This is a genomic window from Aliiroseovarius crassostreae (genome assembly GCF_001307765.1).
Lineage (GTDB): Bacteria > Pseudomonadota > Alphaproteobacteria > Rhodobacterales > Rhodobacteraceae > Aliiroseovarius > Aliiroseovarius crassostreae.
On record NZ_LKBA01000019.1, the window covers coordinates 566761 to 593392 of the forward strand.

Below are 26632 nucleotides of genomic sequence, written 5' to 3' on the forward strand. Positions count from 1 at the left end.
TTCGACTTTAACCTGAGACAGGGAAAAATCGAAACGCTACAAGAGATATCAATGTTGTGGACGTTCGGAATAAATATGTGTGTCAAATTTATCCCGAAACGCTTTAGTGAAACTATCCGGTTATTGGGACAAAAGCCAATATCGCTTCTTATGTATTTCAGAACAATTCAACATCATTGCGTTTTACAATACCAAGTTTGATCAGCGGCAGATCCCTTGCGACCAGTTTTTGGCGGACAAAGCCGGTTCCTGGCCAAAACTCAAGACGACGCGCTTTGTTCCCTCCCAGGTCCCCCCCAAAATACGGGATATTCTCTTTTTTGAGAAAGTCGATGACAAATTCACCATTTCTCACGCCGGCATCTGAAAGCCCTGCTATCATTTGGGCGCCTCCAAAAACTTTTGCCTTCATGTTATTTCTGCGCGCGCCCATGTGAAGCATACCGTTTATCAGTAGTTCCATTCCATTCACACCGTGCCCCAAAACCTCTTCTGCGTTCTGAGTATCATCACAAAAAAGCACATGATTCATGCCGCCAATTTCTAATGCTTTATCCCACAGACAGACAGATACACATGACCCCAACAACGTTGAAATAACCGCTTCAGGCCCCTTTTCTATAGCGAAATCACCTTGCGATATGTAGGTTCGCACAACTTTATTGTGTGGCGGTGAGAACGGCTTCATTTCAATTCGTCCTCTTCAAGCTGGAACACATATCAAGAATGGCGTTAGGGAGCTGAACGAGAGGTAAAACAACGTCGACACCTCCTTTTTCGATCGCAACCCTTGGCATTCCGAAAACTACAGAGCTTTTTTCATCCTGAGCAAGGCAAGTCGCCCCTTGGGCCTTTAACTGGGCCATGCCTTCCGCGCCGTCAGTCCCCATACCAGTCAAAATGACCCCGACCACCCGATTTGCCATAGCTTGGGCAGACAGCATCATTTCATCAACCGAAGGGCGGTGCCCCGTACGTTTAGGAGCTTTGAGAAGGTGAATTTTCGGATCCTGAGGATTAACCAAAACCAAATGCGTTTCGCCTCCTGGTGCTATCAAGATCTCTCCTGGAAGTGGTCGGTCTCCTTCTTTTGCCAAACGAACTTTTGGTTTTGCAATTCTGTCTAGCCGATTGGCAAATTTGACTAAGAACTGTGCTGGCATATGTTGGGTAATCAAAATGGGAGGACAGTTCACTGGCATTTTTTCAACCAGGAACTCCAACGCCTCCACTCCTCCCGTAGATGCCCCAATTAGAACAGTTTTTCCATTCCAGTCACTAAACCCCTGTTGCGATGTCAGGTTTTTTCTTATCGCGCGCCCAACAGGGTCTATGCGTGCTTGCGCTGCGGCGTGGATCGTTTGCGGAAGGCTCTCAAGTGAACTTTGCCCGGCACCGGGACCAGGTTTCAATATGCATTCAAAAGCACCAAGTGATAATGCTGTGATAGCGGCTTCACTGCCTTCAGCAGTCAATGATGAGAACATAACAACCGGCATAGGCTTTGCGCGCATCAATCTACGCAAGAACTCCAACCCGCTCATCCCCGGCATTTCAACGTCAAGCGTCATTACATCCGGAGATTTGGTTTTCACCAATTCCCGAGCTTCTAACGCTGACGCGGCTTCCCCCACGACCACTAGACAAGGGTCTTTTTGAATCCCAAAGCGTATCAGGCTTCGCATAGTCGGACTATCATCCACAATAAGAACCCGTGTAGGCGGTTTCTTTGCGGCAACATTCCATGATCCTTTAAGATCAAAACTCATCCCAATCCTCATAGGTATGGTCTGCTTCGATCTGCTGTGCGATTGCTACGGAGCTTTTGGGGGCCGCGAGGGGGTGGGGATGGAGGGCGCTCTCTTCGGTTTGTAAAACGGGTTCGACAAAAACATCACTTTCAATGATTTGTGCCGCAGGTCGTTCCGCCTGATCAGTTTTGAAACGAGACATGGTGCTGGTCAGCGTTTGGGCCTCACATGTCAAAGAATGGCTGGCTGCGGTTGTTTGTTCAAACATCGCCGCATTTTGCTGCGTCACCTGATCCAACTGGTTTACCGCCTCATTGATTTCCGCAAGACCTGCGCTCTGCTCTCGTGCAGATATGGCAATTTCACCAACATTTCGGCTGATTTCACTAACACTTTCCACAATCCCGACCAGGGCTTCTCCCGCTTGGTCCACCAGATGCACGCCACGTTTCACCTGGCTGCCTGAGGCGGAAATCAGTTCATTGATTTCTCGTGCAGCGTCAGAAGAACGTTGCGCCAAGGCCCGAACTTCCGAGGCGACCACCGCAAAGCCCCGCCCCGCCTCACCGGCTCGTGCCGCTTCGACCCCGGCATTCAACGCCAACAGGTTGGTCTGGAACGCAATATCGTCAATCACGCCGGTAATTTTCGAGATTTGCAAGGACGAGGTTTCAATCTCCCCCATGGCCTCCACGGCCTCCCGCACAACCTCGCCAGAAACTTCTGCATTTTTCCGCGCACTTTCAACCACTTCACTGGCATGCGCGGCACCATCGGCTGCGGAACGCACCGATGATGTCAGCTCATCCAGCGCCGTGGCTGTCTCCTCCAGCGTGGCCGCCTGCCTTTCGGTTCTCTGCGACAGGTCATCCGCCGCATTCGAAATCTCGGACGCTTCCCCCTGGATCATCTCAGCATTCTCAACCACCCCACGCATCGCTGTAAGAAGGTTATCAACAGCCCGGTTGAAATCATGACGAAGCTGTTCGTAATTCTCGGAGAACGCATCCGTGATCTCGGTGGTCAGATCCCCATCCGACAAACGGCTCAACCCATCGCGCAGCGCGTCAACAACGCGGTTCTGCGCCGCCTCCATCTCGGCACGACGAACCTCCGATGCCTCTATCTCCCGCCGCGTCTCCGTAACATCCGTCGCTATCAAAACGATGCGCATCAACCGACCATCAAGATCCCGGACAGGAACAAACCCACCGTCGATAACCAATTGCGATCCATCACTTCCTGTCAAAACAAAGTGGTCATATAGAGATGCGCCCTGAGAAACCTGTTTAATCACCTGTTGAAATTTCTTACTATCTCCGTCAGAGCCGGAATAAAGCTCCTCAAACGCCAAGCCAGGCAGACTTTCAATCTCTCTTCCCAGAAGATCAGAAAAGTGAGCGTTGCAGCTCATGATCTCTCCATCCAAACTGAGATCAACTTTAATCTGGTTTTCGTCAATCGCCTTCATCAACGCATGGTTTACAAAACTGTCCGATATATCCGACCATTCTGCCACATACCCGATGAGAATTTCTTCCGCATCACGGACATCATTGATCATCACGCGATAGCGGCTTTCACCAACGACAAGATCAACCATACAAGGGAGATTTTCAGCGGCTGCAATTCTGTCCAGAACGGTCGGATCTGTTGCTGCCTGCAGAAACGTTTCCAGGCTTTCCCCTTCGACACCGCCCATTGGGAACCCCTTAATACAACTCAGAAATTCCTCTCTTTTTTCGGCAAAAAGCGCCTCCATGGCTGGGTTGATCTCTTGAATGCTCAAGGTGTCATCCATCATCATGAGATTGGTAGAGACATCCCGGAACGCAGTACTTCGGAACTGATTTTGCTTTTCAAGTTCAGCACCCGTAGCAAGTTCTTCCGCAAAGTCACACAACGCTCCGGCCAAATTCCCCATCTCATCACCATGGGCAGCAGCTTTGATTTCCACATCATACTGCCCTTTGGAAATTTTGCGAACAGCCGACCCAATTTGTTTGAGCGGCCCGACGACAACCTTCTGAACTCCAAACATGATCAGAATAAGCGCTACAAGAAAAACCCCCGCCGAAATCGCAGTTGTACGCACTTGTTCAACGCGCACAAGTTCTCGGGTTTTCTTTGCATTCCAAGCGAACGCCAGAACTCCATAGAACTTTTTCCCATCCTCAGAATGTATCGGGTAAGCATAGTAAAGGCCGTCATTCGCCTCTTGCGAGCGTTGCGTTTGCACTGCCTCCGCAACCAGACTTTCCAAAATGGGCATGTCATTCAGCTCTGGTCCCATCTGAGCCAGAACACGGCCATTCTTTGCGACAGCAATGACTGTAGGGGAATAAGGATCTTCGGGATCAACAACTGTCATCAGCCGGTTCTGTACCCCGTTTGCACTCATCACCTGGAATGCCCCCAGCAAACTCTGTCCCAGCAAACGGGTGATTTCCTGGTCTTTCGCCGATGTAAGTTTATCAACGACCTCGTCACTCCCCTTCAAAGAAAGAAAAACCATAGACAGAGCTGCGACGCCTATGGATGCAACTATCGTCGCTGTCAGTTTGACAAACACGGAGTTCAGTTTCTTGGGTGAAAATTTTCCATGAGCATCGGTGGTCATATTTGGTCCCATTCCTTTTGCCGTGTAACCTCGTGAACTGGTCTTCGCCAGACTAAGGCGCGGAGTGTTGAAATGGGGTTAAGATCAATCGCATCCGTCCGGTAAAGGAGCGCACCGGATTAGATTGGACTTGTCCCGGTTTAGTTCCGGACCAAGAGCTCTCATGTTAAGCGGCTTTCCGTTCGAAAGTCACGGGGCTTTTGTATCCAAGGGCTGAGTGCCGTCGGCGTGGGTTGTAAAAACCGTTGATGTACTGGAACAGCGCCAGTTCGTATTGCCGGCGAATGTACCAGGGTTGCGGCCAGGCCAGCTCGGCCCTCAGTGTTTTGAAGCAGGTCTCAAGGGCAGCGTTGTCATAGCAATTTCCCTTGCCGCCCATCGAGACCTTGAAGCCGCGCTGTTTCAGCGGCTTCTGGTCCTCATGCGAACAATATTGGCTGCCGCGGTCGGTGTGATGGATGCAGCCTTTCGGGGGGGCAGATTGATCGCCGTGAACGGTAGCCGATCGGTTACTCCAGGCAGGCCGCAGAGCTGGCGCTGGCTGAGTTTACCGTCGCACTGGTCGATGAATGCGACCCTCACGTCTTTTGCCTCGCGAAAAGGCCGTGGCCTTTTTTAGCACGCCCCTCTCCTCCTTCAGGATGCGGTTCTCCCGTCGAAGCCGTTCACTCTCCCGTGCCAGATCCTGATCGGGCCCGGAAACAACCGCTTCTTCGTCAAAGGATGTGATCCATTTGTTCAGCGTTGAAAGGCCCCCCCAAATCCGCAGAAACCTGTCGCCGCGTCAGGCCGCGCGTCAGCGCGATACGCACCGCATCCCGCTTGAACTCTTCACTGTGTCCGTTTGCCATAGTTCAAGGCAATATTGCTCTCAAAGGGCCGGAACTGAACTGGGACAAGTCCAACGAACCTCTGAACGTTGCGCATTCCCCGATGGCACCCGCCAAGCTGCAGTTTGCTCTGAATTGCAAACAGCGCAAGGCGATGGAAGCCAGGTAACGCAAAACGGCCAAGTCCGGCAAACCGATCGCGTGTTGAGAAATGAACCACAAGGACATCCCCCCGCGATACGGTCAAAGCCTTCTACCCCAGTGACTACGGTTTCAAGAAATTCGAGTGGGTCAAGAAGCCCACTCACATTCCCGAGCCACGCAAGCAGACACTCTATGGCATTGAGGTCGTGGACATGCACGGGAACCCCGCGCCGTTCATTGCGCATCCAAAACCGTTTAAGGATTCGCTGAACTGACGGGCACGAAGCCAGGCTTGGGTGGCGCTGCTATCAGTCAACGGAGCGCGGTATCAGCAGCCCATCGCGCCAAAAAAAGACCGCCACATAGCGATCAAGTTCACACAGACGTTTCCGCGCCGCAAAAATGCCCCGGGACAAACCGGAGAAACATTTTCCGAGCCGCTTAGCCAACCGGTTTCAGGCTTTTGGCGAAATACGCCGCATTGAGCTGATAATGATGGGCCGAGGCCAGAAGTGACTGCTTTGCCGCCTCATCAATCTCTCTCACGATCTTGCCGGGGCTGCCCAGCACCATGGACCCGTCCGGGATCTCTTTGCCTTCGGTCACCAGCGCCCCTGCCCCGATCAGGCATCCTTTGCCGATTTTTGCGCCATTCATCACTGTCGCGTTCATGCCGATCAGGCTGCCATCGCCAATTGTGCAGCCATGCAAAAGCACCTTATGGCCAACGGTGACATTGGCACCAATGGTCAGCGGAAACCCAAGATCGGTGTGAAATACGCAGTTTTCCTGCACATTGGTGCCGTCGCCCACGTCGATCAGCTCATTGTCGCCACGCAGGGTGCAGCCAAACCAGACCGACGCCTTGGCGCCGATCCGAACCCGACCGATAAGATTGGCATCCGGGGCCACCCAGGCCGCCGGATCAATCTCGGGTGTTACGCCATCCAATGCATAGATCATGTTTCATTCTCCTCAAATTCCGATTGCAGCCCGCGCACGAAGTTCAGAAGTCCGGGCTGCTGCGCCCGGCGCAGGCGTTCCGCGGACACGATGGTTTTCAACCGGTCAAACGTCGCCTCCAGATCATCATTGACCAGAACGTAATCATACCCGTCCCAGTGGCTGATCTCGTCCCAGCTTTTCTGCATCCTTTTCTGGATCACCTCGTCACTGTCCTGTCCCCGGCTGACCAGACGACGCCGCAGTTCCGTGATCGAGGGCGGCAGCACAAAAATCGACAGCACATGGTCACGCAGGGCCGAGTTGGAAATCTGCTGGGCGCCTTGCCAGTCCACGTCAAACAGGACATCACGACCGCTTTCGATCGCGTCGCGCACCGGACCTGCTGGTGACCCGTAAAAATTGCCGAACACATGGGCGTGTTCCAGCATCTCACCCTCTGTCACCATACCCTTGAAGGTGGGCTCGTCCACGAAATGGTAATGCACGCCGTTCTCCTCGCCCTCACGCGGGGCGCGGGTCGTGGCTGACACTGAAAAGCGCAAACTGTCATCCCATTGCATCAACTGTCTGGCTAGGGTGGATTTCCCGGCCCCTGAGGGCGAGGACAGGATGATCAGCAAACCGCGACGGTTTTCGAAATTGGCCATGAGACTTACTCCAGATTCTGCACTTGCTCACGCATTTGATCGATCACATGTTTGAGGTCCAGCCCAACCGTGGTCAACGCGTTGAATTGCGCTTTTGAACAAAGCGTGTTGGATTCGCGGTTGAACTCCTGCATGAGGAAATCGAGCTTTCGCCCCACCGGCACCGAACTTGCGAGGTGCTCGCGCGCGGCTGAGACATGGGCCCGTAGGCGGTCCACCTCTTCGCGCACATCGGATTTGACGGCAATTAACGCAAGCTCCTGCACGATCCGGTCCGGCTCAAGCCCGTCTGTGTTGTCCAGAACCCGCGCCATGGCATCGGCAAGCTGAGTCTTCTGTGCCTCCTGCCGCTCAGACAAAAGCTGTTCTGCCTGATCTACAAGCTGGGCCACCTCATCCACCTGTGCAGACAGGATCGCGACCAGTTCAGCCCCTTCCCCTTCACGCGCGTCTACAAACTGGCGGATGAGGTCGGGTATTTGCGCGCTCAGAGCGTTCATGAGCTCACCGGCCTCCTCCTCTCCACCTGACTTCACCTCAAGCACGCCACGCATGGTGGCAATATCTGACGGGCTGACAGGGGCCACGGGCAGTCCCCGGTTCTCGGCCTCTGCGCGGATCGTTCCCAGCAGACCAAGCGCCTGCGCAAGCCCGGCAGGACTGATCGCGGCCTGCCCGCCTTCTTCCCCTCGCGAAACACGCAGCCCAAGTGAGATATTCCCCCGTGTCACATGCCCTTTGAGAGCTTTGCGAATGGCTTCATCCAGCCCGGGGATCCAATCCGGAAGCCTCAGCCGGAGATCCAGACCGCGAGCATTGACCGAGCGGATGTCCCAGTTCCAGCTATAGGTTCCATTTTCTCCGGTGGCGCTTGCGAAACCTGTCATTGATTGGGCCATGGGGCATCCTGTTTGGTTAACCATTTGATAAGATTTATCACCACATTTTAACAGAATATGCCATATTAAGAATGTGGTGAGCATTACCTCGATTTCAGTTAGCAGACGGCCAGCACCGGAACAAGCTGCCAGAAGGCTCTGAGCGTCACTCATCCAGACCGGCCTGTGGGACAGAGACATGAAGATCGACTATGTAAAAGGCGGGAATGTGATTTCAATCACCGCCGCGCGAACCGGAATGAAATTTCCGGCGGTGGCACAGGCCGAAGGCTACTGGGAAGGGCTGCGTGGCAACCGTCTCGTGCCGGCCCGATCTGAACTTGACCCGCGTGGCCTTTCCAACATTCTAGAACACGCCTTCATTTTGGAAAAAATCGCGCCAGGCATGGCCAAGATCCGCCTTTCCGGGCAGGGTCTGAATGATATTTTGGGGATGGAAATGCGCGGAATGCCGATCTCATCCCTGTTCCTGCCCGAGGCGCGGGCCGAGATTCAGGAGGCGTTGGGGCGTCTGTTTGACGGGCCTGCCACCCTTCATGCCAGCCTGACAAGCAAGGGCAGCTTTACCCGTAAAGCATTGGATGCGCAGCTTTTCATGGCTCCGATGCTGGATGATCAGGGCCGGGTAACCCGTGCTCTTGGTGCGCTTCAGATCAAGGGGGGCGTTGATCGGGCCCCGCGCCGCTTTACCTTTCAGGACCTGTCGGTCAGGGACATTATCGTGGATGACCCGAGCGGTATTACGGAGAGTTTGCGCCCGGTCTTTCGCCACACTGAGGATGCATACAACTTCCCGACCGCCGAAGGTGATCTCGGTTTCGCCTCGCGGAAAAATGCTGCAAAAGGCAATGCTGACAAAGACACAGGCAACACCGAAGACCAAGCTGGCACAGCCAAGACCATCCGCCGCGGCCATCTATGGCTGGTAGGTGAAGAGTGAGCCTGCGTTGGCCGCAGACAGCACCTTGGTAGTTGCGGCAGCTTTTGCGTAAGAATACTTGAAGTTATTTCAGTATAACATTGATAAAAAAGAAAAACCCCGGCGAAGCCAGGGTTTTCCTTTTAAAGCGTTTCGGCGTGAGGCCTCATCCGGCCTTGCGCGTTTCGTTCGGTTGACGCAGGGCCGACAGTTCCTCTGCCACCAGGAACGCCAGTTCCAGCGACTGAGACGCGTTCAGGCGGGGATCACAGGCGGTGTGATAGCGATCCGAAAGATCCTCGTCCGTCACGGCGCGCACGCCGCCGGTGCATTCGGTCACATCGGTGCCGGTCATTTCGAAATGCACCCCCCCCGGAATGGTGCCCTGATCCTGATGCACGGCAAAGAACTCCTGCACCTCTTTCAGCACGCTGTCGAACGGGCGTGTTTTATAGCCAGAAGCCGATTTGATCGTGTTGCCATGCATCGGGTCGCAAGACCAGACCACATTGGCCCCTTCGGATTTCACCGTTTCGATCAGGCGCGGCAGATGCTCGCTCACCTTGCCAGCCCCAAAACGCGCAATCAGGGTCAGGCGCCCGGCTTCGTTTTCCGGGTTCAGCTTCTCCATCAGCACTTTGAGGTCGTCTGCGGTGGTGGTCGGGCCACATTTCAACCCGATCGGGTTGATCACACCGCTCAGAAACTCAACATGTGCCCCGTCCGGTTGACGGGTCCGGTCGCCGATCCACAGCATGTGGCCGGAGCCTGCAACGGTTTTGCCGGTGGTTTTGTCCTGACGGGTCAGGGCCTCTTCATATTCCAGCAGCAGCCCTTCATGCGAGGTGTAGAAATCCACTGTCTGCAGCGTGTGCATCCGGTCCGAGGTCACGCCTGCCGATTTCATGAAATCGAGGCTGTCCTGGATCCGCTCGGCCATGGCGCGATATTTTTCGGCCTCGCCCCCCTCGGTGAATTCCAACGTCCATTGATGCACCTGATGCACATCGGCCAGACCACCGGTGGAATAGGCGCGCAACAGGTTCAGTGTTGCCGCCGACTGCGTATAGGCCTGCAACATTTTCTTCGGGTCGGGGATGCGGGCATCAGAGGTGAAATCCAGTTCATTGATGATATCCCCGCGATAGCTGGGCAGTTCCACCCCATCCACGGTTTCGGTCGGTGCCGAGCGCGGTTTGGCAAACTGACCGGCCATACGGCCCACCTTGACCACCGGCACCTTGGCGCCGAAGGTCAGGACCATGGCCATCTGCAGCATCACCTTAAACGTGTCACGAATGCCGTCAGCCGAGAAGTCAGCAAAGCTTTCGGCGCAATCGCCGCCCTGCAGCAGAAACGCTTCGCCGCGGGATGCCTTGCCCAATTCCCGTTTCAAGCGGATCGCTTCGCCAGCAAAGACCAGCGGAGGATATTTGCCAAGCTGCGCTTCGACCTCGGCCAACGCAGCCGGGTCGGTATAGTCGGGCATCTGAACTCTTGGCTTTTCACGCCAGGCCGACTTATTCCAATCCGTCATCATCTTTGCTCCATGTTCAATCAAGCCCCCTCCTCCGGGGCAATAAGGCCCTCTTGATAGCGCCTCTATGTCCGAGGTGCAAACAGTGATATGTTTCAAGAATGTGTCGTCCGAACGGCAAAACGCCTTGAAGCTGCCGGTCAAAACTGGTGTGGTGTCCTTCATGTCAAAATTCAGCCTCATCAAGCAAGTGAGTCGCCAATGAACCACAGCCTGTCCAAGGAGAAGCCACAGACGAATCCGAGCATTCGGTTCGTATTTGTACTGGTGAACGAATTCACCCTGCTCAGCTTTGCCGGTGCTCTGGATGCGTTGCGTATTGCCAACCGGGCGGCGGGACGTAACCTTTACGAATGGCGACTGCTTGGTGAAGGCGGTGAAACGGTCAGCTGCTCTGCCGGGGCCAGCTTTAATCTGGATGGGGATCTGGAAGAGCTGAAGCGCGACGACGTGGTCGTAATCTGCTCTGGTGTCAATGTCCAAAACAACTGCAGCCCCAAGCTTTTGAACTGGATCCGCCGCGAAGCACGTCGTGGGGTTCAGGTCGCAGGGCTGTGCACCGCATCTTATATCATGGCCCGGGCAGGGCTTCTGTCTGACAAACGCGCCACCATCCATTGGGAAAATCATGATAGTTTTGCGGAAGAATTTGATGATGTCGACCTGACCAAGCGGGTCTTTGTCATCGATGGGCCGCGCATGACCGCTGCGGGCGGCACCGCGTCAATTGACCTGATGCTGAAGCTGATTGCGCAACAGCAAGATGAAGATATCGCGAATATCGTGGCGGATCAGCAGATCTACACGTCTATTCGAACTGATCGGGACAGCCAGCGCCTGTCGGTGCCAACGCGGATCGGGGTACGCCATCCCAAACTGTCCGAAGTGATCCAGCGTATGGAAGGCAATATCGAGGAACCGATTTCACCGTCGATCCTGGCCTCGGAAGTCGGCATGTCCACCCGGCAGCTTGAACGCCTGTTCCGGCGCTATCTGAACCGCTCTCCCAAACGCTACTACATGGAATTGCGCCTGCAAAAAGCGCGCAACCTGTTGATGCAGACGGATATGAGCGTGATCAATGTGGCGCTGGCCTGCGGGTTTTCCAGCCCCTCGCATTTCTCGAAATGCTACCGGTCGCATTATGAAACAACCCCCTATCGGGAACGGGGCAGCCAATCAGGATCTGCCAAGACCTGATCTTCTGTCCAGTTTGCCCAGTATCGCCCTTTTATCAGTATGAAGAAGATTTTCATCCGAGTGATCGCCGCGCTGATTTTGGCGGCATGTGCCTATGTGACATGGATCGTTCTGGTTCTTGGGCACGGGCTTTTCTCTTTTTACAACATGATCTGGGGCGAAGACACCAGCCACCTGCCCCGGGTGGATCTGGTCACGCTGGTCGATTTGGAAACAGCCGAGCGTATTGTGTTTCGAAACGGGCGCAAAGGGTGGTATCTGATCGACACGCCGTCAGACGCATCCACCCAGACCATCGGATTTTATGGTGATCGCCTGTTTGAAAGCCTGTTCTCCACCCCTCATCAACCGATGCATTGCGGCTCAGAGCGCGGTAAAATTCTGTGGGCGGTAAAGGATGACAATCTCGTCCGCGAATATGCGTTCTGCAATGCCAACAGAATGGATTTGACACCGCTCAAAGCCGTCGCCCAAAGGGTCGACATGGTCGATGAGGTGCTCCCCTATCATCAGGCCGCAGCACTGATCGAAAGGGTGGATCGCAATCCCGTCGATCTCTGGGTCACACGCCCCACCCTGGCCGGTCAGTTCACCCATTCCCTGTCTATCGATCTGCCCTACATCTGGGAGAGCCGGACTGAGCGGGGACTAAACCCGCGCGATATCGAAGCCGACATCCGCGCACGTATCACGAATGAACTTGCGATACCGGATACGGAGTATCACCTGACCCTGACGCTTGATCGAACCCCGTTCGACCTTGATCAGAACGTGCTGCTGGCCAGACAGGATGGGCAGGTTATGAGCACGAACGCGTTTGCAGGCATTTATCGGCCTGTTCTCCGTTTTCTCTGTAATCAGGACCGATGTAACCAGCTTCGCCGCACCCGTTTCGCCGATATCGCAACCACGTTCCGGCCTGACATCCTTGACGCGGCGTTAGGTGCAGCGCAGGAGGTCACCTCCAGTCCAACCGATGAGGTCCCGACCCTCACCACCTTGCGAAACACCGCGCAAACCGTTGGATTTCCGCAAGAAACCACATTCAGATTGCGTTATGTTTCCTTGCCCTAGACCGGATGGAAAGCCGTAAGAAACCTGACGGATTTCCACTGCATTTCTTCGCATGCGGGTCTTTTCATTTCCCCTATTCGGTCATAATGTGACGGTTGGGAGAATTTTCCAATTGGGAGAAAGATATATGAAAAAGCTGCTGATGGCGACTGCCGCCACCGCTCTGATGACCGGCACCGCAATGGCTGATGACCATGTGGTCAAGCTGGGCACGATCCTGGGCTATACCGGGCCGATCGAAAGCCTGACACCGCATATGGCCGGTGGTGCTGAGCTGGCCATGGCTGAAGTGTCGGACTCGGGCCTGCTGCTGGGTGGCAAGACCGTGGAATCGGTGCGGGCGGACTCGACCTGCGTGGACAGCGCCGCAGCCACCGCTGCTGCTGAAAAACTGATCACCTCGGATGGTGTCAAAGGTCTGGTTGGTCCGGATTGTTCCGGCGTTACCGGTGCGGTTCTGGCCAACGTGGCCGTGCCGAACGGTATCGTGATGATCTCGCCTTCGGCCACCTCGCCGGGCCTGACCGACGCCGAAGATAACGGTCTGTTCTTCCGCACCGCCCCGTCGGATGCGCGCCAGTCCGCAGTCATGGCCGACATTCTGAAAGAAAACGGCGTGGGCTCGGTTGCTGTGACCTACACCAACAATGACTACGGCAAAGGCATGGCCGACGCGTTCAAAGCCGCGTTTGAAGCTGCTGGCGGCGAAGTCACCATCGTGGCCGCCCATGAAGATGGCAAAGCCGACTATACCGCAGAAGTTGGCGCCCTGGCATCGGCTGGTGGTGACGTGCTCGTGGTTGCCGGTTACGTCGACCAAGGTGGCGCAGGCATCGTGCGCGGTGCCCTCGACACCGGCGCCTTTGACAGCTTCCACTTCCCCGATGGCATGATCGGTGAAAACCTTGAAAAGAACTTCGGCGCCGAAGTTGAAGGTTCGACCGGTCAGCTGGCTGGCACCGACAGCCCGGGTGCGGCCACTTTTGCCGAGCTTGCCGGCGACAAATTCACCGTGGGCAGCCCCTATACCGGCGAAAGCTATGACGCTGCGGCCCTGATCCTTCTGGCCATGCAGGCTGCGGGTTCCGCCGAATCCGCCGACTACATGTCGAAGGTGGAAATGGTTGCCAACGCGCCGGGCGAAAAAATCTATCCGGGTGAGCTGGCCAAAGGTCTGCAGATCCTGGCAGATGGCGGCGACATCGACTATGTGGGCGCAACCGCGGTTGAGCTGATCAACGGTGGCGAAGCCTCGGGCGGATACCGCCAGATCGAGATCAAAGACGGTAAGATCGAAACGGTTAAGTACCGCTGATCCTGCTGGCATAACCAAAATGAAGCAGCCCGGATTTTTCCGGGCTGTTTCAGTAAGATACACGACCATCTAAAGGTTGTGAGAGGGGAAGACATGATCGTCATAGAAGACGTTCACAAGCACTTTGGCGGCTTTCGGGCCGTGGATGGTGCAACGATGCGGATCGAAGATCGCTCGATCACCGGGTTGATCGGCCCTAACGGCGCGGGCAAGACGACGCTCTTTAACGTGATCGCTGGTGTGCTGAAACCGACCTCGGGCCGGATCACCATGGCGGGCGAAGACATCACCGGCCTGCCGCCGCATGAACTGTTTCACAAGGGCCTTCTGCGCACGTTTCAGATCGCACATGAGTTTGGCTCGATGACCTGCCGCGAGAACCTGATGATGGTGCCGGGCGGGCAGTCGGGTGAGGCGCTCTGGAACACCTGGTTTGGCCGCAAACGCATCGCCGACGAGGAACGCGCCCTGCGGGCCAAAGCCGACGAAGTTCTTGAATTTCTGACCATTTCCCATATCGCCGACCTGCGGGCGGGTGAGATCTCGGGGGGGCAGAAAAAGCTTCTGGAACTGGGCCGCACCATGATGGTCGACGCCAAGATCGTGTTCCTGGACGAGGTCGGCGCAGGCGTGAACCGCACGCTGCTTTACACCATCGCCGATGCGATCAAACGCCTGAATGAAGAGCGTGGATACACTTTTGTCGTGATCGAACATGACATGGATTTCATCGAGAAACTCTGCGACCCGGTTATCTGCATGGCCGAGGGCAAGGTTCTCGCTCAGGGCACATTGGCTGAAATCAAAGCCAATGAGCAGGTGATCGAGGCCTATCTCGGCACCGGGCTCAAGAACAAGAAAGAGGACGCGTAATGACGGCCCCCTTCCTTATTGGTGAAGGGATGACCGGTGGCTATGGCAAACATGGCCCGGACATCCTGCATGATTGCACCATCTCCGTTGATAAAGGAGAGATTGCGGTGATCGTCGGCCCCAATGGCGCGGGCAAATCGACCGGCATGAAAGCCGTGTTTGGGATGCTCAACCTGCGCCAGGGATCGGTGACACTGGATGGCGAAGACATCACCCGCCTGACGCCGCAGGCGCGTGTGCGCAAAGGCATGGGTTTTGTGCCGCAGAACCACAATATCTTTGGCTCCATGTCGGTGGAAGAAAATCTCGAAATGGGTGGGTTTATCCGCACCGATGATATTTCGGAAACCATTGAACAGGTCTATGAGCTGTTCCCGATCCTGCGCGAAAAACGCCACCAGGCGGCAGGTGAGCTTTCGGGCGGTCAGCGTCAGCAGGTGGCCGTGGGCCGCGCGCTGATGACCAAACCCACCGTTCTGATGCTGGATGAACCCACCGCGGGCGTTTCCCCGATTGTGATGGATGAGCTGTTTGACCGGATCATTGAAGTGGCACGGACCGGGATATCGATCCTTATGGTTGAGCAAAATGCCCGCCAAGCCCTTGAGATCGCAGACAAAGGCTATGTTCTGGTTCAGGGGCGCAATGCGCATACCGGCACTGGCAAATCCCTTCTGGCCGACCCCGAGGTCCGCCAATCGTTCCTGGGGGGCTAATCAATGGATTTCCTCAATGCAATTGTGGCGCTCAGTAACTTTGTTCTGATCCCCGCCATTTCCTACGGCTCGCAGCTTGCCATTGGCGCGCTGGGGGTCACGATGATCTATGGCATCCTGCGCTTTTCCAACTTCGCCCATGGTGACAGCATGGCATTTGGCGCGATGGTCACGATTTTCGTAACCTGGTGGTTCCAGTCGATGGGCGTCTCGATTGACCCGCTGCCCACCGCCCTGCTTGCCCTGCCCTTCGGCATTCTCGGCACGGCGCTCATGGTGCTGGCCACCGACCGAGTTGTGTATCGTTTTTACCGACGGGTAAAAGCCAAACCGATCGTGTTCGTCATGGCCTCGATGGGGGTGATGTTTATCATGAACGGGGTGGTGCGTTTCCTGATCGGCCCCGGTGAACAACGGTTTGCCGATGGCGCGCGCTTCATCATTAAAGCCCGTGAATTCAAAGAGATGACGGGTCTGCGCGAGGGATTGGCCTTCAAGACCAGTCAAGGGATTACAATCATCACCGCCGTGCTGGTTGTGGCGGCTCTGTTCTGGTTCCTCAACAAGACCCGGACCGGCAAATCCATGCGCGCCTTCTCTGATAACGAAGATCTGGCGCTTCTGTCCGGCATCAACCCGGAACGTGTTGTGATGGTGACCTGGATCATCGTGGCAGCACTTATCACCATCGCCGGTGTTCTTTATGGCCTCGACAAAAGCTTCAAACCCTTCACCTATTTCCAGCTTCTTCTGCCGATTTTCGCCTCTGCCATTGTTGGCGGTCTGGGCAATCCGCTGGGGGCCATTGCTGGCGGGTTTGTGATCGCCTTTTCCGAGGTCACAATCACCTATGCGTGGAAAAAAGTGGCAACTTACTTGTTGCCAGAAGCACTGGAACCTTCCGGTCTCGCACAGCTTCTTTCCACCGACTATAAATTCGCGGTCAGCTTCGTGATCCTGATCGTGGTTCTGCTGATCAAGCCCACCGGGCTTTTCAAGGGGCAATCGGTATGACGAAAGACATGCGCACGCCACTCCTGTTTGCCATCATGGCCGTTCTGTTCGTGCTGGAAGGAAGCACGACATTCTGGGTCTTTTCGGGCAGCTGGAACACCTCGCTTGCCATTCTCAACATGGCGCTGATTTCGGCGATCATGGCTTTGGGGGTAAACCTGCAATGGGGCTATGCCGGGCTGTTCAACGTGGGGATCATGGGGTTTGTCGCCCTTGGCGGTCTGGCCACCGTGCTGATCTCGATGCCTGCAACCCCGGGTGCCTGGTCTGCGGGTGGGTTCCGGATCGTGTTCGGCCTCATTCTGGGGGCCGCAACGGTGGTCGCCGGGATCATGACCTTCAAACGCATGGCCCCTGGACGGGTGCGGGGGCTTGTTCTCTTCGCTGTTCTGGCCGCGGGGTTCTTCCTGTTCCGTTATGTGTTTGATGCCGGTGTCGCCGGTGTCGAAGCAATCAATCCGGCCTCGACCGGCAATATCGGGGGCCTGAACCCCGGCGGACCCGACGGCTACAAGGATCACGGATATATGGCGATCCTCGCCTGGCCCGTGGGCGGCCTTCTGGCGGCAGGGGCGGCCTGGTTGGTAGGTAAAACTGCGCTGGGGCTGCGGTCTGACTACCTTGCCATTGCCACGCTGGGCATCGCCGAAATTGTGCTTGCGGTGATCAAGAACGAAGACTGGCTTGCACGCGGCGTGAAAAATGTCATCGGCCTGCCACGTCCCGTGCCCTATGAGATCGACCTGCAAAACAGCGCAGAGTTTATCGCGAGGTCCGAAGGGCTCGGCGTGGATGTCACCACCGCCTCGACCATTGCGGTAAAACTGTCCTACGGCCTGATCTTCACCGTCATTCTCGTAGGCCTTCTGGTTCTGGCGCAATTGTCGCTGAAGTCGCCCTGGGGGCGGATGATGCGCGCGATCCGGGACAATGAGGTCGCCGCACAGGCCATGGGCAAAAACGTCACCAAACGCCATCTTCAGATCTTTGTGCTGGGATCCGCGATCTGTGGCCTGGCCGGCGCCATGATGACCACGCTGGATGGTCAGCTTACACCGGGCACCTATCAGCCGCTTCGCTTTACCTTCCTGATCTGGGTCATGGTGATTGTTGGCGGGTCAGGGAACAATTTTGGCGCCGTTCTGGGCGGTCTGCTGATCTGGTTCTTCTGGATCAAGGTGGAACCGATCGGCAATTGGCTGATGCAGGTGGTGACGATGGGAATGGCGGATGGCTCCGCTCTCAAGGCCCATTTGCTGGACAGCGCCGCACATATGCGTCTGTTCTCGATGGGGATTGTCCTACTTCTGGTGCTGCGTTTCAGCCCGCGTGGCCTGATCCCTGAAAAATAGGACCTGCAAAAATGACGGCGCCCCCCCATCCTTGTGTTGTTCTTCTGGCAGCAGGCCAGTCGCAGCGGATGGGGGGGCAGCCCCCAATCGACAAGCTTTTGCTGCCCCTCCCACGGGCAGGCTTGCAAAAGACCCTCCTAGAAGATCGGATCGACGCGGTGCGCGGCAGCGGGTTGGACCTGGTTCTGATCCTGCCTCCGGAACAGAGTTTTCCCGGTCGCTGGAACATTGCCCGCACATGCGGGATCACCCCGGTCACCAGCCCCCACGCACATCTTGGTATCGGAGAGAGCCTCTCTACGGCCATGGCACATATTGATGGCCGGTATGACAGTGTTCTGATTGTTCTTGCGGACATGCCGAAAATTACATCAGGCAACATGCAAACCGTCGCACATGCGGGGCAATCGGACGAAATCTGGCGTGGTGCTTCGTGTCAGGACAGCTCGAGCCAAAACACGCCGGGCCATCCTGTCCGTCTTCCCCGGCGTCTGTTTCCCCGGATTGCACAGCTATCCGGTGACCATGGGGCACAGAAGATACTGGCCCGGGAAAAGGTCCATCTGATCCCCCTGCCCGGCGACGCCGCTATTCTGGATCTCGATACCGAGGAAGATTGGATTAAAGCGTTTCGGTTTTAACCTGATACAGGGGGAAACCGAAACGCGGTAAGAGATCTCAATGTCGTGGGTGTTTCGGAATAAACATGTGTCTCCAGTTAATCTCGAAACGCTTTAGCAGGCTGCTGAAATAGTCCTGCCTCGACAGCGGTTTGAGAACATGATTCACCATCCGGGATGGTTACGGCGGGGGGGGTATGATGCGCGGAACGGACGAGACGAGCGGGTCGCTGTTCAGCTATGTCGATCTTGAGGAGCGCATCCCGCCGCGACACCCGCTGCGCAAGATCCGGCAGGTGGTGAATGACGCGCTTGCCAGCCTCGATGGCGAATTCGAAGTGCTTTACACGGATTTCGGCCGCCCCTCGATCCCGCCGGAACGGCTGATCCGGGCGAGCTTGCTCCAGATCCTGTTCTCGATCCGCTCCGAACGGCAGTTGATGGAACAGATGGATTACAACCTGATGTTCCGCTGGTTTGTGGGCCTCGGGATCGACGATCCGGTATGGGTCCCCACGGTATTCACCAAGAACCGCGACCGGCTTCTGACCACTGAAATGTCGCGCAAGGTAATGGCGGCGATCCTGGCGCACCGCGAGGTCGCGCCGCTGCTGTCGGACGAACATTTCTCGGTCGATGGAACGCTCATCAAGGCTTGGGCATCGATGAAAAGTTTCCAGCCCAAGGCTGAAGCCGCTCCGCCTGACGATGAAGGATCCGATGATCCGCCCGCGCCTGTTGGCCCCCTTGAGACCGCGCCTTCCGAGACCCCAGCCGAGACAGACCCGATGCCCCGCAACAAACGCCACCACCGCAATGCCGAGGTCGACTTCAAGGGCGAGAAGCGCTCGAACGCGACGCATGCCTCGACCACCGATCCGGATGCGCGCCTTTACAAGAAATCCCCCGGCACGGGTGCCATGCTGTGCTTCATGGGGCATACTCTGATGGAGAACCGCAACGGGCTGGTCGTGCAGGGTGATCTGACCCAGGCCCCTCTCGGCAGATTGCTGCGCAATCGCCTGCCGGGCAATGGACGGTCATGCCGAGCGCAAGGCGGCACTGGACATGATCCATCGACATTCCCCCGGATCGACGCGGCAGCTGACGCTGGGTGCCGACAAGGGATATGACGCGGCCGGGTTCGTGTCCGACCTGCGCCAAGCCTGCGTCACGCCCCATGTCGCCCAGAAAACGAGATTTTCAGCAATCGATGGCCGAACCACCCGGCACGAGGGCTACGCTCTATCCCAGCAGCACCGAAAGAAGATCGAAGAGCCGTTCGGATGGGCCAAAACCGTCGGCGGCATGGCGCAGACCATGTATCGGGGCGTCGAACGCATCCGGTCCCGCTTCATCCTGACCATGGCCGCCAACAACCTTGCCCCGCTGCCGAGGTTGCTGGCGGTATGAAGGGAAAGATGGCCCCAGAAGCGAGCCGTGGGCGCGCCGACAGACATGACACTTCAGTCGAACCGGACCTGACGACGGGAAAGCGTTCCGGCTCAGCGACTATTTCAGCGACCTGTTAGGCATCAGCAGCGATCCTGTTCAAGCTGAACCAGAACACCGGCCTCGCGCTCATCAAGCACTATCCGATCCTGCAGATAATTGGCAATCGACTGATCATGCGCGAGCCGCGGCAGAGCGGCAATGATCTCACTTGCAAAATCCGGTGAGACTGCTTTGATCCGCGCAATATCAGGCACAAGGCTCTCAACCCAGAAATCCCCTGCATGGATCAGTTCGAACCCGTCAAACAGCAGGTGGCACAAGGTTGGTGTTGCCGAGTTTTCCAGTTCCAGGCGGTTCGAAACCGCCAGCCCCCGCGCCGGGCACAGCACTTCTGACTTGCCGAACAGAAGCTCCGCATGGGCAGAGTTAAACAACACAAGATGATCCGCCGTCATCAACATCTGACTGCGGCTGTGGTTTTCATTCAACACCCGAACCAAAGCCGCGTCACGCGCGGCATGACGGGAGCGACCGATCCAACGGAGCGGTTGAAATCCGTGATCCTTCGTTTTCACCAGATCTCCTGCACGAAGGTCACGCGCCAGCACGGTCCCGCGAGCGGTTTTTACCGGCGTATTGCAAGACAGGCCGGATGTGCTGAATTTCTCAGACGCACGGCTCACCGAGGAGATTGGCTCTCCATGGGTTTGCAAAACGTCCAGATAACTCAGTTCATTTTCAACAAACCGGCCTGTATTGCGGAGAAGTACCATTGGCTCACCTCGGAAAAACACTTCGTCCCTCGAACTTACTGATCAAACATGCCCAAAATGTGAACAGACAGCATAAATTACAGATAAATTCGACTAAATTTCAGTGCTTTACCGACCAAGCCACCCTATTTTTGCCGCGGAATTGCCCAATTTTCACTCAGGGGATGAAAACATAAAAAGGGCCCACGCCTAATGCGTGAGCCCTTTGGTTTCAGCCCCCCGCTGAAACCTGAAGAAAGCGATTTCTAAATCGACTGATTCCTCATTTCAGCAATTCCGCCTCATGCTTTTTCAACGTGCGGCGAGCCGCCGAGAAACCTTCCAGCCCTTCCCGTGTTTCCAATTCCGGGAAAAGTTCGAAAAGCTCGTTGCGCTGCGCATTTCCGATCCCCTTGAGCGAGTGATCCCCCGGCTGGAAGCTTTCGGTCCATGCCCCGTCCGACAGAACCACTTCGTGATTGTCGAACATGAAATGGAGATAGGTGGTGCCGCGCGGCTCGACCTGGAAGATCCCCTTGTTGTTGACCAGATGCTTGGCCGCTGCCAGCACTTCGCGTTCGTCGAAATAAAGCGCGGTGCGGTCGTTTGCGACCAGAATACGGTGGTTCGGGCTGACCATCATGTCGCGTTCCGGCAACCCATTGCCCAGAGAGCCCGCCGTGATCAGGATCGGCTTGAGGTGGTTGGCCCCCTGCATTTCCTGCCAGCTGATCGGTTTGGCGCCGGTCCAGCGGATTTCCTGAATGCCATTGTCACGGGTAATCACGCGATCACCAACCTGAAGTTCTTCGACCCGGCGTTCACCTTTCGGCGTTGCAATCAGCGTGCCCGGCGTGAAGCAGGGGATGACGTTCTCAATATTGAAGAACTCCATCGTGCCGGTGCTGATGCCATTTTCATCGAAAAACTCGACCACACCATTTTCGGCATTGTTCGGGTCATAGGTGACATGGAGTGAGCCGTTTTCGGGCGCAGAGCCGCTCAGATCAAGCGTGTCGTAATCATCTCCGCCTTCGTTGCCATCCACGTAATCGCCGGCATTCACGTTGACAAAGGTATCCCGGTCATCGCCACCGAACATACGGTCATTGCCGGCCCCGCCGTCGATCAGGTCATCGCCCTGACCGCCCAGCAGGCTGTCATCACCTTCGCCGCCATAGATGCTGTCTTCGTCGATACCACCGTCGATCGTGTCATTGCCGGCATCCCCATACAGGATATCGTCATCGTCCTGACCGTAGATGACATCATGGCCTTCGCCACCATGGATCGTATCCAGCCCATTGTCCGGGCGCGGATCACTGGCGTCGATGATGTTCAGATCATCCGTACCGGAGCCAAGCCCGCCCCAGATCGTGTCATTGCCGGTTCCGCCGTCGATATCATCCGCACCGTGGCCCCCAATGATCGAGTCATTGTCCGCGCCACCATCGATGATGTCATCATCCAGACCACCGTCAATGCTGTCTTCTCCGGTGCCGCCGGTAATGGTATCGCGGTCATCTCCGGTCGAGATGGTGTCATTACCCGCCCCGCCATCAACGCTGTCGCGGTCATTTTCCATATCGGTGTCTTGCGGGACATAGGGCTCGAACCCGTAATCCGAGGCAGGTTCCGATCCGGATGTGTCAATGAGGTCATTGCCGTCCCCGCCCAGAACCGTATCGGAGCCGTCACCGCCGGTGATGACATCATCATCCGCACCACCATCGATCAGGTCGTCACCTCCCTCACCATGGATCGTATCGTCACCATCGCCACCATTCAGCGTGTCATTGCCATTGGCCCCGGTGTCGATCACCTCACCCGGCACAGGCGAGCTGTATTCGTAATGGGCATTGTCAAAGGTCACACCCGAATTGGTGAGGTCAATGGTCACGACAACATCGTCGAAATCCGCATCCCCCAACCCGTTCAGATCTTCAAAACCAATGGAAATCGAGCCATCGGGGTTTTCGCTGACGCCGGTTGTGTGCACAAGCCCATCCGGGTTCAGATCCACATTGTCGCCATAGCCGGACGAGTAGAACGTGCCTTGGGGGCTGACAATCCCGACACCGATCGTGGCACCGGGGGTGGTGGTATATTCAAAACTATCACCGATATTGTCATGGGCGTTCGGCGTCAGTGTCACCACATTGGTGATCTCTCCGGTGTCCGGATCAATCGTGTAGGCAAAGACTTCATTCTCGAACGCTGCATTCGAAATGTTGATCGAGACAGTGATCGGTTCGGGCCCGGCAGTGGGGTCAAAATCACTGTCGCCATAGATCAGATCGTCGCCAACGCCACCTTCAACCGAGTCATCTCCGCTGCCGGCATAGACATCATCATTGCCCAGACCGGACAGGATCGTGTCGTCCCCTTCGAACCCCAGCACGATATCATCGTCGGGATCTTCCCCCGGCAAGATTGCATCGCCATTGTCGATCATGTCGCCATGGGGATCGCCGGTATAGTTCACGTCGATCAGATCATTGCCATCGGTGCCCTGAACAATCCCGTCCAGGGGCTGCTCGTCAACCGTTACGGTCACATTGGCGCTATCCGTGCCGCCATTGCCATCGGACACGGTATACGAGATGGTCGCCTCTCCTTCGAAACCCGGGTTCGGGTCAAAGGTCAGCGTTCCATCCGTGTTGATTGTCACATCCCCATCCGGCGAGCTGGCGCTGATCACGGTCAGAAGATCGCCATCCACATCCGTATCATTGTCCAGAACCGGGATCACCACGGAGCTGTTATAGGCCGTGGTCGCGCTGTCATCGACCGCAACAGGCGCATCATTCACCGGGGTCACTGTCACACCAACACTGGCTGTATCCGTGCCACCGTTTCCATCCGAAACGGAATAGGTGATGCTGTCCGGCCCGTTGTAATTGGGGTCCGGGGTATAGGTCAGGGTTCCGTCTGGATTGATTGTGACAGTGCCATGGTCGGCCGAGGCCGAGGTAACCGTCAGCGGGTCCCCTTCCGGATCGGTGTCATTATCCAGAACGGCAATCACAACCGAGCTGTCTTCATCCACGGTTGCCAGATCATCATTGGCATCCGGCCCCTGGTTCGGAGGCAGGATCACATTCTCGATATTGATGAAATCCATGGTGCCGGTCGGGGTGCCATACTGGTCAAAGAAGGTAACCGTCCCGTTTTCAGGATTGCTGGCGTCATAATCCACGCGCAGCGGACCGGACCCGGACAGATCCAGCGTATCGAAATCATCCCCGCCTTCGCCACCATCAACGAAGTCACCGGCATTGGCACCGATGAACAGGTCACGGTCATCATCCCCGTGCAGTGTATCCTGACCGGTGCCGCCAATGATCGTGTCATTATCCGCACCACCATAGATCAGGTCGTCCCCTTCGCCCCCATGCAGCTCGTCATTTCCAGCCCCGAGATCAGATCCACCGCTGCTCTCAGCATCAAAATACACATCGGTGATGTTGATGCCCGAATTGTTGCTGCCATCCTGCGAATGCACGATCTCGATCTTGTCGACCGGCCCCGCGATGGAGATCGTCGCAGAATACTCGTCGCTGGTGTCTGCAAGATAGCCACCTGAGCTGTCGATGGTCTCATTACCCGCATGACCGTCGGTGTCCTTGAGCAGCAGCTTGGAACCGCCATCAATATCAACCTCGACCCGTTCCCCATTCACATAGGCATAAACCTTTACAACACCATCGCCATCAATATCGTTGATATTAAAGGAAATATTTTCGACATCCGACGAAAACTCAAGTGTGTAGGTTGCGGTATTCCCGGCCCCATTCAACACGTTGTTGAGCGAGCTGTTGGCGTTGATCACCTCACCATCGCCATGGATATCGCTGATGTTCTGCTGGTCGGTGGAGAATTCGGTCACCGAGCTAGAACTCTGGTTCACGAGGGTGAAACTCACATCCACATTGCCCGTGTTCTGGGTGAAGCTGGTCAGCAAGTCGTCATTATCAATGCTTGTGCTATCATCGGGATCCGGGGCTTTGTCCCACTCGAAGCTTTCCCGGACCGTCTGGGTGCCTGACGCATTGTCGCTGTCACCATAGATCCGATCATTCCCGGCCCCGCCATAGACGGTATCATCCCCGGCGCCCGCGAAAACATCATCATCGCCTTCGCCGGATTTCACCAGGTCATCGCCCCCTTTTGCGATGACAATATCGTCCTGCGGCGCTTCACCTGGTAGGATCGCATCGCCATTGTCAATCATATCGCCATCGGGATCACCGGTGTAATTGACATCAATCACATCCGCGCCTTCGGTCCCCTCGACAATCCCGTCCTGCTGGGGGTCTGGCGCAACCAGCGTGGTATTGTCCACGCTCTGATCGGTATGCCAGCCGGAATAGTTTGCGCCATTGACCTGAACAATCTCGACATTCGAGATCTCAAGATTATCCAGCGTGCCTCCATTCAGCAGATCAGAGATGAACAGGTCACCGTTCTGCATCTGCATGGCCACCACATCAACATAGCTTTGAGAGCCATCGGCCAGGGTCAGCAGGACCTTCAGCTCCATCGTGCCATCGGTATACTGATTGGTGGAACCCGATCCCAGATTGTAGCTGATATAATCGCAATTGGGGTTGCACTCATCATCTTCCATGACACCGTCATTATCGATGTCGACCGCGGTAACCTGCACCAATTGCATCTCGGAGTAATCCTTGGATACCCCCACAAGATTACCCGCGTATTCAGAGGCATAATCCCCCTCATAGCTGTCGGTCGTGGCAAAATTTCCAAGATAGATCAATGTCGGATAAGTATAAGCAGTCATTTCAATTGGTCCCTTTGCTCACATCCGCTGCGGTCCCAGGCTTGGCAGCAAAAATCACATAAATAGTAGAGAGAACGCCGGATACTCCGTCGAAAAGCCGTGCTGACAACACGGCTAATTCTCGCGTGGCATGACCAAACGGCGTTTGATAAAAATTGTCCGGAACTGGCAGTGCATATACCAAGTCTGGCAGTGCATATGCCAAGGATGGACGCAGCGCCCCCCGATTGCACATGCAGAAAAAACCACTATTCACCTAACGTTCCCCTCAACCTCAAAAGCACTTGGCATTCCCAATAACCAATGTGCCAAAACTCCACATTACCGCGTAAGAGATGCGCAGGACGTTCCGACCACTATTTCCAACCGAAGAGGCGTACCAACCAGGTTGACCCTGTTCCGGCACGGTCTCGAAATGTCGGACCACATCGCGTCTATTTCGTCCCAAACCCGTCCGACCTTGGTGGCCGGTTAGCAGAAACCGACCCAGTCATACGAACACACTCCTTACACACCCTATTGAGGAGAAGTCAGACCAGACAAAGCCACAGCATGAACCACCGGTAGAGTGCCTCTACCCGCTTTCATGCGTCACCCTGTCAAATGGCTGTGCAGCACAAATTACGGACACACTCGCCACACGGACTTCTCCATGTTTTACGTGCGGCCGCCCCCGTGGCCTTATGACATTACCCCCCAGTCGGGCTGTTACAATTTATCGAAATCTACTCTCATTCAAAAGAGGAAAATGCACCCGACCTACCCGTAACGTCTCAAAATAGTTAATTTTTATGGAAGGTGAGGAGAGAATGAGAATTTAACCATGAAAGGAATTGTTTCCACCGCGACCACGAATTACAACCCAGAGATGTTGCATTCTGCAAGAAAAGACAGATACAGACAATTTCACACCACCTTTAGGATGTATTTTGGCCCGGACCACCTCTCCTTAAGCGCGGGTTTGTTTCGATCTAAGCGATAGTATCGGGGATGACTTAAGGTAAAGATTAACTCTAAATTTTTTTTAAACTCGACAGCATTCTGCCCCGGGAAAACCCGTTTTCCGGGCGTCAATTTCCGGTTTCCCCGAACATTGAAATCAATTCAGAAACAACTTTTTTCGGCAAATTCGATTCGAGAGCCA

At 55.7% G+C, this 26632-nt stretch carries 18 protein-coding genes and 2 pseudogenes; 10 read left to right on the forward strand and 10 right to left on the reverse strand.

Annotated elements, in window-relative coordinates:
* Nucleotides 1–157 precede the first annotated feature (157 nt).
* From AKJ29_RS15475 to AKJ29_RS15510, 7 genes and pseudogenes are all read right to left on the reverse strand, one after another.
* Nucleotides 158–688, reverse strand: coding sequence for a chemotaxis protein CheD (locus AKJ29_RS15475; protein ID WP_074963850.1), 531 nt, complete (start codon nucleotides 686–688; stop codon nucleotides 158–160).
* 1 nt (nucleotide 689) lies between these two features.
* The gene (locus AKJ29_RS15480; RefSeq protein WP_074963851.1) at nucleotides 690–1769 is read right to left on the reverse strand and encodes a protein-glutamate methylesterase/protein-glutamine glutaminase; all 1080 of its coding nucleotides are present in this window, start codon (nucleotides 1767–1769) and stop codon (nucleotides 690–692) included.
* Nucleotides 1759–4371 carry a methyl-accepting chemotaxis protein gene (locus AKJ29_RS20360; protein WP_055192345.1) on the reverse strand — a complete coding sequence of 871 codons (2613 nt, stop codon included), beginning with the start codon at nucleotides 4369–4371 and terminating at the stop codon, nucleotides 1759–1761. The genes AKJ29_RS15480 and AKJ29_RS20360 overlap by 11 nt, the downstream gene beginning before the upstream one ends.
* Nucleotides 4372–4537: 166 nt before the next feature.
* A pseudogene (locus AKJ29_RS20635) lies at nucleotides 4538–5222 on the reverse strand (integrase core domain-containing protein).
* Nucleotides 5223–5786: 564 nt separating this feature from the next.
* Nucleotides 5787–6308: a gamma carbonic anhydrase family protein gene (locus tag AKJ29_RS15500; RefSeq protein WP_055192347.1), complete on the reverse strand. Its 522-nt coding sequence runs from the start codon at nucleotides 6306–6308 to the stop codon at nucleotides 5787–5789.
* The gene (gmk, locus tag AKJ29_RS15505) at nucleotides 6305–6958 is read right to left on the reverse strand and encodes a guanylate kinase (RefSeq protein ID WP_055192350.1); all 654 of its coding nucleotides are present in this window, start codon (nucleotides 6956–6958) and stop codon (nucleotides 6305–6307) included. Before gmk ends, AKJ29_RS15500 begins: the two co-directional genes overlap by 4 nt.
* A gap of 5 nt (nucleotides 6959–6963) precedes the next feature.
* Nucleotides 6964–7857 carry a YicC/YloC family endoribonuclease gene (locus AKJ29_RS15510; protein WP_055192352.1) on the reverse strand — a complete coding sequence of 298 codons (894 nt, stop codon included), beginning with the start codon at nucleotides 7855–7857 and terminating at the stop codon, nucleotides 6964–6966.
* A gap of 178 nt (nucleotides 7858–8035) precedes the next feature.
* Here AKJ29_RS15510 and AKJ29_RS15515 point away from each other — a divergent pair, with 178 nt between their 5' ends.
* Entirely contained in the window at nucleotides 8036–8797 is a 762-nt protein-coding gene (locus AKJ29_RS15515; RefSeq protein WP_055192354.1) for a PAS domain-containing protein, read from the forward strand.
* Nucleotides 8798–8942: 145 nt separating this feature from the next.
* On the opposite strand, the gene AKJ29_RS15520 is transcribed toward AKJ29_RS15515, so the two are convergent.
* A complete protein-coding gene (locus AKJ29_RS15520; protein WP_055192498.1) occupies nucleotides 8943–10313 on the reverse strand; it encodes a class II 3-deoxy-7-phosphoheptulonate synthase in 1371 nt (456 codons plus the stop codon).
* A gap of 201 nt (nucleotides 10314–10514) precedes the next feature.
* On the opposite strand from AKJ29_RS15520, the gene AKJ29_RS15525 reads away from it, so the two are divergent.
* The 9 genes and pseudogenes from AKJ29_RS15525 (at nucleotide 10515) to AKJ29_RS15565 (ending at nucleotide 19890) form a co-directional block, all read left to right on the forward strand.
* Nucleotides 10515–11513 carry a GlxA family transcriptional regulator gene (locus tag AKJ29_RS15525; RefSeq protein WP_055192356.1) on the forward strand — a complete coding sequence of 333 codons (999 nt, stop codon included), beginning with the start codon at nucleotides 10515–10517 and terminating at the stop codon, nucleotides 11511–11513.
* 39 nt (nucleotides 11514–11552) lie between these two features.
* Nucleotides 11553–12587, forward strand: coding sequence for a hypothetical protein (locus AKJ29_RS15530; RefSeq protein ID WP_055192359.1), 1035 nt, complete (start codon nucleotides 11553–11555; stop codon nucleotides 12585–12587).
* Nucleotides 12588–12714: 127 nt separating this feature from the next.
* Nucleotides 12715–13902 carry an ABC transporter substrate-binding protein gene (locus tag AKJ29_RS15535; RefSeq protein ID WP_055192361.1) on the forward strand — a complete coding sequence of 396 codons (1188 nt, stop codon included), beginning with the start codon at nucleotides 12715–12717 and terminating at the stop codon, nucleotides 13900–13902.
* Nucleotides 13903–13995: 93 nt separating this feature from the next.
* Complete coding sequence (locus tag AKJ29_RS15540; protein ID WP_055192362.1) at nucleotides 13996–14775, forward strand: ABC transporter ATP-binding protein; 780 nt, start codon at nucleotides 13996–13998, stop codon at nucleotides 14773–14775.
* Nucleotides 14775–15491, forward strand: coding sequence for an ABC transporter ATP-binding protein (locus AKJ29_RS15545; protein ID WP_055192364.1), 717 nt, complete (start codon nucleotides 14775–14777; stop codon nucleotides 15489–15491). The genes AKJ29_RS15540 and AKJ29_RS15545 overlap by 1 nt, the downstream gene beginning before the upstream one ends.
* 3 nt (nucleotides 15492–15494) lie before the next feature.
* Nucleotides 15495–16505: a branched-chain amino acid ABC transporter permease gene (locus AKJ29_RS15550; protein ID WP_055192366.1), complete on the forward strand. Its 1011-nt coding sequence runs from the start codon at nucleotides 15495–15497 to the stop codon at nucleotides 16503–16505.
* Entirely contained in the window at nucleotides 16502–17857 is a 1356-nt protein-coding gene (locus AKJ29_RS15555; RefSeq protein WP_055192368.1) for a branched-chain amino acid ABC transporter permease, read from the forward strand. Before AKJ29_RS15550 ends, AKJ29_RS15555 begins: the two co-directional genes overlap by 4 nt.
* Before the next feature lie 11 nt (nucleotides 17858–17868).
* Nucleotides 17869–18498: a nucleotidyltransferase family protein gene (locus AKJ29_RS15560; RefSeq protein WP_055192370.1), complete on the forward strand. Its 630-nt coding sequence runs from the start codon at nucleotides 17869–17871 to the stop codon at nucleotides 18496–18498.
* 179 nt (nucleotides 18499–18677) lie between these two features.
* A pseudogene (locus AKJ29_RS15565) lies at nucleotides 18678–19890 on the forward strand (IS5 family transposase).
* Nucleotides 19891–20012: 122 nt separating this feature from the next.
* On the opposite strand, the gene AKJ29_RS15570 reads toward AKJ29_RS15565, so the two are convergent.
* Nucleotides 20013–20705, reverse strand: a complete 693-nt coding sequence (locus AKJ29_RS15570; RefSeq protein ID WP_055192373.1) for a Hint domain-containing protein — start codon at nucleotides 20703–20705, stop codon at nucleotides 20013–20015.
* Between the two features lie 262 nt (nucleotides 20706–20967).
* Complete coding sequence (locus AKJ29_RS19000; RefSeq protein WP_082392632.1) at nucleotides 20968–25488, reverse strand: Hint domain-containing protein; 4521 nt, start codon at nucleotides 25486–25488, stop codon at nucleotides 20968–20970.
* Between the last annotated feature and the right edge of the window lie 1144 nt (nucleotides 25489–26632).